Here is a 3,274-nt window from a genome sequence, read left to right as displayed (position 1 = left end):
CCCCAGCGCGGTGGCGGCCAGCGCTCGGTGGATGTACTGCTGCATGCGTGTGCCCGCCGGTGGCGGTCCTCTCCCTTGTTGGCGCGCATGATGCCAAAAGGCCCGGCGGCCAGCCACGCGCGATAATTTGCCGATGAACGAGAAATACGTCCCCGCCGAAGTCGAGTCGGCCGCCCAGGCGCACTGGCACGCGAACGACGCCTACCGCGTGAGCGAAGACCAGAACAAGCCCAAGTTCTACGCCTGCTCGATGCTGCCCTATCCCTCGGGCAAGCTGCACATGGGCCATGTGCGCAACTACACGATCAACGACATGCTCACGCGCCAGCTGCGCATGAAGGGCATGAACGTGCTGATGCCCATGGGCTGGGACGCCTTCGGCCTGCCGGCCGAGAACGCCGCGATCAAGAACAAGGTGCCGCCGGCTCAGTGGACGTATTCCAACATCGCGCACATGAAGCTGCAGATGCAGGCCATGGGCCTGGCGATCGACTGGTCGCGCGAGGTTGCCACCTGCCAGCCCTCGTACTACAAGTGGAACCAGTGGCTGTTCCTGAAGATGCTCGAAGCGGGCATCTGCGAGCGCCGCACGCAGATCGTCAACTGGGACCCGGTGGACATGACCGTGCTCGCCAACGAGCAGGTGATCGACGGCCACGGCTGGCGCTCCGGCGCGCCGGTGGAAAAGCGCGAGATCCCGGGCTACTACCTGAACATCACCAAGTACGCCGAGGAGCTGCTGTCGGCCGTGACCGACCCGAGCGACCCCGAGTACCTCAGCGGCTGGCCCGAGCGCGTGCGGCTGATGCAGGAAAACTGGATCGGCAAGAGCGAAGGCGTGCGCTTTGCGTTCCCGCACGAGATCGCCAGCGCCGACGGCGGGCTGATCCAGGGCGGCAAGCTGTTCGTGTTCACGACCCGCGCCGACACCATCATGGGCGTGACCTTCTGCGCCGTGGCGCCGGAGCACCCGCTGGCCGCGCACGCCGCCGCCAGCCAGCCCGAAGTGGCCGCCTTCATTGCCGAATGCGCGCAGGGCGGCACGACGGAAGCCGAGCTGGCCACGCAGGAAAAGAAGGGCGTGAAGACCGCGCTGCTCGTCACCCACCCTCTCACCGGCGCGCAAGTGCCGGTGTGGGTCGGCAACTATGTGCTGATGAGCTATGGCGACGGCGCGGTGATGGGCGTGCCGGCACATGACGAGCGCGACTTCGCGTTCGCGAAGAAGTACGGCATCGCGATCCAGCAGGTGGTGGCCGTCGAAGGCGAGACCTTCTCCACCGAGGCCTGGGCCGACTGGTATGGCGACAAGCAGAAGTGCGTCTGCGTGAACTCGGGTGAGCTGGACGGCCTGGGCCAGAAGGCGGCCGTCAGCAAGGTCGCGGAACTCGTCGGCGCCAAGGGTCTGGGCGAAAAGAAGACCACCTGGCGCCTGCGCGACTGGGGTGTCAGCCGCCAGCGCTTCTGGGGCACGCCGATCCCCATCATCCACTGCGACGATTGCGGTGTGGTGCCGGTGCCCGAGCAGGACCTGCCGGTGGTGTTGCCGGAAGACCTGATCCCGGACGGCTCGGGCAACCCGCTGAACAAGCACGCCGGCTTCCTGAACGTGGGCTGCCCGAAGTGCGGCAAGCCTGCGCGCCGCGAGACGGACACGCTGGACACCTTCGTCGATTCGTCGTGGTACTTCATGCGCTACTGCGACCCGACGAACGAGCAGCAGATGGTCGGCGCCGGCACCGACTACTGGATGCCGATGGACCAGTACATCGGTGGCATCGAACACGCGATCCTGCACCTGCTGTACGCGCGCTTCTGGACCAAGGTGATGCGCGACCTGAAGCTGGTCAAGTTTGGCGAGCCGTTCAAGAACCTGCTGACCCAGGGCATGGTGCTCAAGGGTGCCTATTTCCAGAAGCCGGCCGACGCTGGCAAGAACTACTTCTGGGAGCAGGACGTCGAGACCGTGCTCAACGACAAGGGCGCAGTCGAAGGCTACAAGCTGAAGTCCGACGGCTCGCCGGTCGAGTACGAGATGACGACCATGTCGAAGTCCAAGAACAACGGCATCGACCCGCAGACGCTGATCGACCGCTACGGCGCCGACACAGCGCGCCTGTTCGTGATGTTCGCCGCCCCGCCGGAGCAGACGCTGGAGTGGAACGACGCCGCCGTGGAAGGCGCGCACCGATTCCTGAAGCGCGTGTGGGGCTTTGGCGCCAAGAACACCGACGCACTGAAGTCCGCGAGCGACACCGCCGCCGAACTGTCGGCCGACGCCAAGGCGCTGCGCCGCGAAGTGCACCTGGTGCTCAAGCAGATCTCGTACGACTACGAGCGCATGCAATACAACACCGTGGTCTCCGGCGCAATGAAGCTGCTGAACGCGCTCGAAGGCTTCAAGTCCACCGGCAGCGCCGGCGACAGCGCGGTGCTGCGCGAAGGCTTCTCGGTGCTGCTGCGCGGCCTGTACCCAGCCTGCCCGCATGTCACGCACGCGCTGTGGACCCAGCTCGGTTACGCGGACCGCCTGGGTGACCTGCTGGACGCGCCTTGGCCGCTGGTCGACGAGGCCGCGCTGGTGCAGGACGAACTGGAACTGGTGCTGCAGATCAACGGCAAGCTGCGCGGCGCGGTGAAGGTGCCGGCGAGTGCCGACAAGGCCGCGATCGAAGCCGCGGCAATGGCCGCGCTTTCCGACCCGGAGCTGCAGAAGTTCACCGAAGGCAAGCCGCCGAAGAAGGTGATCGTGGTGCCGGGCCGGCTCGTCAATGTGGTGGTCTGAGCGGGTGGCCGCGCGCTTGCTGTCTTCGCGCCGCGGCGCCCTCGTGGCGCTGCTGGCCGCTGCGTCGCTGGCTGGTTGTGGCTTCGAGCTGCGGCAGCCGCCGCAGCTGCCCTACCAGCGCATTGCGCTGACCGGCTTCGCGCGCCATTCCGAAATGCCAGAAGCCGTGCGGCTGGCGCTGCCCAGCGGCACCAAGATCGTCGACAGCCCGGCCCAGGCCCAGGTGGTGCTGGCGGCGATGGAGGACAAGCTGGAGCGCACCGTCGCAGCCTCCACCTCGGCCGGCCAGGTGCGTGAATTCCGGCTGCGCGTGCTGCTGAAGTTCCGCCTCACCCGGCCGGACGGCACGGTGCTGCTGGGCGACACCGAGCTGGAACAGAGCCGCGACATGAGCTACACCGAAACCGCGGCGCTGGCCAAGCAGACCGAAGAGGCCACGCTGCTGCACGACATGCGCGCCGACATGGCGCGCCAGCTGCTGCGCATGCT

At 66.9% G+C, this 3,274-nt stretch carries 2 protein-coding genes; both read left to right on the top strand.

Annotation, left to right across the window (positions count from 1 at the left end; all coding sequences use genetic code 11):
• Positions 1-133 precede the first annotated feature (133 nt).
• Entirely contained in the window at positions 134-2,785 is a 2,652-nt protein-coding gene (leuS, locus tag FKP22_RS25275) for a leucine--tRNA ligase (RefSeq protein WP_141290475.1), read from the top strand.
• 16 nt (positions 2,786-2,801) lie between these two features.
• Positions 2,802-3,274: LPS-assembly lipoprotein LptE (locus FKP22_RS25270; protein ID WP_233446965.1), on the top strand; the 473-nt coding region annotated here is incomplete at its 3' end.

Origin of the sequence: Ideonella azotifigens, from assembly GCF_006519715.1 — a bacterium.
In the GTDB taxonomy this organism is placed as follows: Bacteria; Pseudomonadota; Gammaproteobacteria; order Burkholderiales; family Burkholderiaceae_C; genus Ideonella; species Ideonella azotifigens.
This window is presented reverse-complemented; position numbering and strand designations above follow the sequence as displayed.

Bases quoted from the DNA above. Each gene is read 5' to 3' on its own strand.
- leuS (WP_141290475.1), top strand. From the start codon at position 134: ATGAACGAGAAATACGTCCCCGCCGAAGTCGAGTCGGCCGCCCAGGCG.